Origin of the sequence: Mesorhizobium sp. M7A.F.Ca.CA.002.09.1.1, assembly GCF_003998555.1 — a bacterium.
Classification (GTDB): Bacteria; Pseudomonadota; Alphaproteobacteria; order Rhizobiales; family Rhizobiaceae; genus Mesorhizobium; species Mesorhizobium ciceri.
In genome coordinates this window covers 1-5,224 of record NZ_RZRR01000358.1, presented here as the reverse complement: position 1 = coordinate 5,224, position 5,224 = coordinate 1, and the positions used below count along the sequence as shown (strand labels likewise).

Here is a 5,224-nt window from a genome sequence, read left to right as displayed (position 1 = left end):
GTCCTTGATCCCCGCGTAATTTCGTGAGCCCGGTGTATCGGCTGCCTTCGAACTCCAGTACTCGCGTTGTTCATTGCCCGGCGAGTCCGACTGCGGCAGCCGAGAGGTTATGACGTCGTAGTCGAAATTGTTGACGCGAGCGATGTACTGGCTGGTATCGACTATCCTGAACGAAGCCGAGATGCCGATCTTTCCCAGCATATTTACAAATGGATTGACCGTTTGTTCGGCGCCCTGGTCGAAGCCCAGAATCTCGACGGTAAAAGGCTCCCCGCTTTTCTCATTGGTCATACGGCCATTCTGGATTTTCCAACCCGCCGCCGCAAACAGATCGATCGCTTCGCGCAGGTACGACCGCTCGGCCTTCGGGCTATCGAAGACCGGAAGCTTGAACTCCTGGGTAAACAGTTCTGGCGGGAGCTTGCCCTTGTATTGATTGAGGATCTCCAATTCTTTGCCCCGCGGCAGTCCGCTCGAAGCAAGTTCGCTGCCCATGAAATAGCTGTTGGAGCGGGTGTTGAGGCCGAAGGATTGGGTGCGGTTCAAGGTTTCGAAGTCGAAGGCGTAACCGAGCGCCTCGCGCACGCGCCGATCCTGGAACTTTGTCCGTCGCGTGTTCAGCATGAAACCTTGCATCGAGGCGAGTGATGTCGCCTTGAACTCCCGCTTGATGACATCGCCGGCTTTGAGAGCCGGAAAATTGTAGCGCGTCATCCATAATCGCGCACTGTTTTCAGCCTGGATGTCCTCATATCCGCCTTTGGTGAAGGCTTGCCACGCGGCGTTGTCATCGAGAATGTAGGTGTAGCGTCTGGTGTCGTAGTTGTTGCGCCCGACATTGATGGCCAGATCGGCGGCCCAGAAGTCCGGAACGCGTCGCCAGACGACTTCCGAACCAGGTTTGAAGCTCTCGATCTTGTAGGGTCCAGAGCCGAGCGGGATTTCAAGGCTTGGCTGGGTGATGTCGCGCTTCTTGCCGTTGGCATCGGTGCCTTCCCACCAGTGCTTCGGCAGCACCACCACATCCGCCATGATCAGCGGTAACTCGCGATTACCCTTCTGATCAAAACGGAACTCGACTTCCCGATCTGAAACGGCGACCGCCTCGGTGACGTTGGCGAAATAGCGGTTGAACTGCGGACTTTCCTTTTTGAGAAAGTTAAATGACCAAATCACGTCATCCACGGTGATCGGTTGGCCATCATGCCATCTGGCACGCGGGTCGAGCCGATAAGTTGCGGATGAAAAATCGGCTGGGTACTTGTAGGCGTCTGCTATCTCGGGATGGTTGACGCTGCCCTCGTCAAGGGATTTCGCCATCAGCGACTGGTAGAGGAGCCCACCCTGATAGTTCAATCCTGCGGCAGGGGTGCCGCGTGCGATGAAAGGATTGAAGCTGTCGAAGGTGCCGAGTTCCACCGAGTTCAGCGTGCCGCCCTTGGGCGCGTTCGGATTGACGTAATCGTAGTGCTGGAAATTGGCGCCGTATTTGGACTCGCCGATCAGCGATGAGGTGGTGCGCCATTCGTCGGCGCGGGCAGCCTGCAATCCCGCCGCCAGAAGGGCTGCCGCCAGCAACGACTTGAGAAGCGTTCGGCCAACCGTCATGCACTATCCTCTTCGCGATGCCCGTTCATGGGCAATCTAGATGATTTGGCGCTCGTGAAAACCGTCATGCGCGGCTTTGTCGCCGCCTATGCGGTTTTCCCAATAAAAAAGCCGGGCTGAACCCGGCTTTTTCAAGGTCGTCGAGATGATATCGAAATTATTGGGCAGGCGCCGGTGCCGGTGCGGCCGGAGCCGGGGCGGCGGGAGCGGCCGGCGCGGCACCCTCAGCCGGCTTTGCCGGAGCGGCTGCATCGGCAGGCTTGGCGCCTGCATCGGCGGCGGCACCGGGTGCCGGCAGCGGCTTGGGATTGTCGGACAGCGTGCGCAGATAGGCGATGACGTTGGCGCGGTCCTCGTCCTTGGGCAGGCCGGCGAAGCCCATGGCGGTGCCCTTCACGAATTTCTTCGGCGAGGTGATGAAGTGGTTGATGTTGTCGTAGGTCCACTTCTCGGTGCCGCCCTTGGAGAATTCCTTCATGCCGGCCGAATAGGCAAAGCCTTCATGCTCGGCGACCGGACGGTCGACGAGGTCCCACAGGTCCGGGCCGACCTTGTTGGGGCCGCCCTTTTCGCCGGAATGGCAGGCCTGGCACTTCTTGAAGACGGCAGCACCCTGCTCGACATTGGCGGTCGCCAGCAGATCGGCGATCGGCTTGGCCGCGGCGGCGGGCGCGGCCGGACCGCCTTCGGCGGGCTCGGCGGCCTCGATGGCGAAACCAGGCTTTTCCGGCGCCGGCGACGCAAACAGCGCATCGGACACAATGCCGACCGAGAAGACGACGAAAACGGTTCCGAGCAATCCGGCGAGCAGTTTGTTGACTTCGTTGGAATCCATACGCCCCTTGCTCCCTTTTCCGGCGGACAGAACCGTCCACTCCGTCCGTCGGTATCGTGACCGTCCTGCCAGGGCGGTCAAATCGGGCGGAAACTAGGTCTTTTGCTGCGGCGTTGCAACACCTATAAGGGCGCTTCCAGTGAGACCTTTTGCCACTTTCCCTGTCCTCTTTCGAGACGCCTTGCACCCGAAATGTCCACGCTGATCCTGATCCCGGCCCGCATGGCTTCGACCCGCCTGCCGGGCAAGCCGCTGGCCGACATCGCCGGCGCCCCGATGATCGTCCATGTCGCCCGCCGCGCCGCCGAAGCCGGCCTTGGCCGGGTGGTGGTGGCGACCGACACGCAAGGCGTGGCGCAAGCGGTGCGCGCGCACGGTTTCGAGGCCGTGATGACGCGTATGGATCACGAATCCGGCTCCGACCGCATCCACGAGGCGCTGGTCGCTCTCGACCCCGGGCGCAAGGTCGAAACCATCGTCAATGTGCAGGGCGACCTGCCGACCATCGATCCCCGGATCATCGCCGCGTCGCTCAGGCCTTTCGAGGACAGTGCGGTGGACATCGCCACGCTCGGCGTCGAGATCGTCCGCGATGAGGAAAAGACCAATCCCAATGTCGTCAAGATCGTCGGCTCGCCGCTTTCCGGCAGCAGGCTGAGGGCGCTCTATTTCACCCGTGCCACAGCGCCTTGGGGCGAGGGGCCGCTCTACCATCATGTCGGCCTCTACGCCTATCGCCGCGAAGCACTCGAGCGTTTCGTCGCGCTCAAGCCGTCGCCGCTCGAACGGCGCGAGCGGCTGGAACAGTTGCGGGCGCTGGAAGCCGGCATGCGCATCGACGCCGAGATCGTCCAGTCGCTGCCGCTCGGCGTCGACACGCCTGAAGACCTCGAACGCGCCAGAACAATCCTTTCAACCTGAGATATCGGCATGCCTGAAAAGACCAACAGAATATCCTTCCAGGGCGAACCGGGCGCCAATTCCGACACCGCCAGCCGCAACATGTTCCCTTCGATGGAGCCGTTGCCCTGCCCGACCTTCGAGGATGCCTTCAACGCGGTCGAGACCAACAAGGCCGACCTCGCCATGATCCCGATCGAGAACACCATTGCCGGGCGCGTCGCCGATATCCATCATCTCCTGCCGGAATCGAAGCTGCACATCGTCGGCGAATATTTCCTGCCGATCCATTTCCAGCTGATGGTGCTGCCAGGCGTCAAGCGCGACGAGATCAAGACGGTGCACAGCCACATCCATGCGCTTGGCCAGTGCCGCAAATACGTTCGCAAGAACGGTTGGAAGGCGATCGTCGCCGGCGACACGGCCGGCGCCGCCAAAATGGTCTCCGAGGTCAAGGACCGCAGCATGGCGGCGCTGTCGCCGGCCCTGGCCGCGACCCTCTACGGGCTCGATATCATCGAGCAAAACGTCGAGGACACCGACTCAAACGTCACCCGCTTTGTCGTCCTGACCAAGAACAAGCAATGGGCCGAGCGTCCTTCGCCCGACGTCAAGATGATGACGACCTTCATCTTCCGCGTCCGCAACGTGCCGGCCGCGCTCTACAAGGCCATGGGCGGCTTCGCCACCAACGGCATCAACATGACCAAGCTGGAGAGCTACCAGCTGGGCGCTTTCACGGCGACGCTGTTTTACGCCGACATCGAGGGCCACCCCGACGACCCGCTGGTCAAGCTGGCGCTGGACGAGCTTCGTTTCTTCTCGCGCGAAGTGCGCATTCTCGGCGTCTATCCGGCCAGCGAGTCGCGTGAGCAGTGGAAGGTTGCGGACTAGATCACCGCGCCCAGCGGCACATAGTCGATCTCCATGAAGGTCTCGACCTCCGGCACCCAGCGGTCGCGCACGAAGGCGACATGGTCTGGATGGTCGTTGTACCTGGTGTAGGCGGCCTGGTCGGCGAACTCCATCGAGAAGCCGAAACGATAGTCGTTCTTGGGGCTGATCTGCCGCAATTGCTCGAAATGCGTGACGCCCCTGATCGCGGTGAGGATCCTCTTGGCGTCGACCAGGAACCGCTTTTCCTCCAGCGAATGCGGCGGATGCTTCAGCGTGAAAACGACGGTGTGACGGATCATGTCCTGCTCCTGCAATGTCTTTAGGTGTTCGCTGCCATCATTCTGAATCGACCCAGGCGCGGATGAGGTGATGCGCAATGGCGCCTTTCGGCGGCGTGATCAGATTGTCCTGGTGCGTCCTTTCCAGCATCCGGCGCACCTCGTCGCGAAAAAACCAGCGGCAGTCCTCAAGCTCGTTGAGGTCGGCCTGGATATCGTCATTGAGCGGCTCGCCGAAGCAGCCGATCATCAGCGAATAGGGGAACGGCCAGGGCTGGCTGGCGTGGTAGACGACGCGGCCAAGCCGGATGCCGGCCTCCTCCAGCGTCTCGCGGCGCACCGCCGCCTCGATCGTCTCGCCCGGCTCGATGAAGCCGGCGAGGGCCGAATACATGCCCGGCGCGAAATGCCGACCGCGTCCGAGCAGGCACTTCTCCCGCGTCGCCGTCAGCATGATCGCCACCGGGTCGGTGCGCGGAAAATGCTCGGTGCCGCAATTCGGGCAATGCCGCTTGTAGCCGCCGGCCCGCATCTGCGATTCCGTGCCGCATTTGCTGCAGAAGCGATGGCTGGCATGCCAGGCGAGCAAAGCCGCCCCTTGCGCCATCGCGCCGGCCGCCGCCTCGTCGATCAGCCCTTGCATGTAGACCGAGCGGTAGTCGATGGCCTTGACTGTTTCCGGAAGCTGTTCGGGTTCGACGCCGGC

At 61.8% G+C, this 5,224-nt stretch carries 6 protein-coding genes; 2 read left to right on the top strand and 4 right to left on the bottom strand.

Features of this window, described 5'->3' with window-relative positions; all coding sequences use genetic code 11:
- Both EN994_RS16770 and EN994_RS16765 read right to left on the bottom strand, forming a co-directional pair.
- A partial coding sequence (locus tag EN994_RS16770; RefSeq protein ID WP_164745965.1) for an extracellular solute-binding protein occupies nt 1-1,608 on the bottom strand: 1,608 nt, incomplete at its 3' end.
- A 157-nt stretch (nt 1,609-1,765) separates the two neighbouring features.
- A complete protein-coding gene (locus EN994_RS16765) occupies nt 1,766-2,443 on the bottom strand; it encodes a cytochrome c family protein (RefSeq protein ID WP_013527938.1) in 678 nt (225 codons plus the stop codon).
- Between the two features lie 192 nt (nt 2,444-2,635).
- Between EN994_RS16765 and EN994_RS16760 the strand changes: the two genes are divergently transcribed.
- Both EN994_RS16760 and EN994_RS16755 read left to right on the top strand, forming a co-directional pair.
- The gene (locus EN994_RS16760; protein WP_063169977.1) at nt 2,636-3,364 is read left to right on the top strand and encodes a 3-deoxy-manno-octulosonate cytidylyltransferase; all 729 of its coding nucleotides are present in this window, start codon (nt 2,636-2,638) and stop codon (nt 3,362-3,364) included.
- 9 nt (nt 3,365-3,373) lie between these two features.
- Nucleotides 3,374-4,237, top strand: a complete 864-nt coding sequence (locus EN994_RS16755) for a prephenate dehydratase (protein WP_013527936.1) — start codon at nt 3,374-3,376, stop codon at nt 4,235-4,237.
- Here EN994_RS16755 and EN994_RS16750 read toward each other — a convergent pair.
- Nucleotides 4,234-4,539 carry a Dabb family protein gene (locus tag EN994_RS16750; protein ID WP_027161785.1) on the bottom strand — a complete coding sequence of 102 codons (306 nt, stop codon included), beginning with the start codon at nt 4,537-4,539 and terminating at the stop codon, nt 4,234-4,236. The genes EN994_RS16755 and EN994_RS16750 overlap by 4 nt on opposite strands.
- A gap of 37 nt (nt 4,540-4,576) precedes the next feature.
- Nucleotides 4,577-5,224 (bottom strand): NAD(+) diphosphatase (gene nudC, locus EN994_RS16745; protein WP_127307663.1); only part of this gene is annotated, 648 nt, incomplete at its 5' end.

Bases quoted from the DNA above. Each gene is read 5' to 3' on its own strand.
- EN994_RS16765 (WP_013527938.1), bottom strand. From the start codon at position 2,443: ATGGATTCCAACGAAGTCAACAAACTGCTCGCCGGATTGCTCGGAACC.
- EN994_RS16760 (WP_063169977.1), top strand. From the start codon at position 2,636: ATGTCCACGCTGATCCTGATCCCGGCCCGCATGGCTTCGACCCGCCTG.
- EN994_RS16755 (WP_013527936.1), top strand. From the start codon at position 3,374: ATGCCTGAAAAGACCAACAGAATATCCTTCCAGGGCGAACCGGGCGCC.
- EN994_RS16750 (WP_027161785.1), bottom strand. From the start codon at position 4,539: ATGATCCGTCACACCGTCGTTTTCACGCTGAAGCATCCGCCGCATTCG.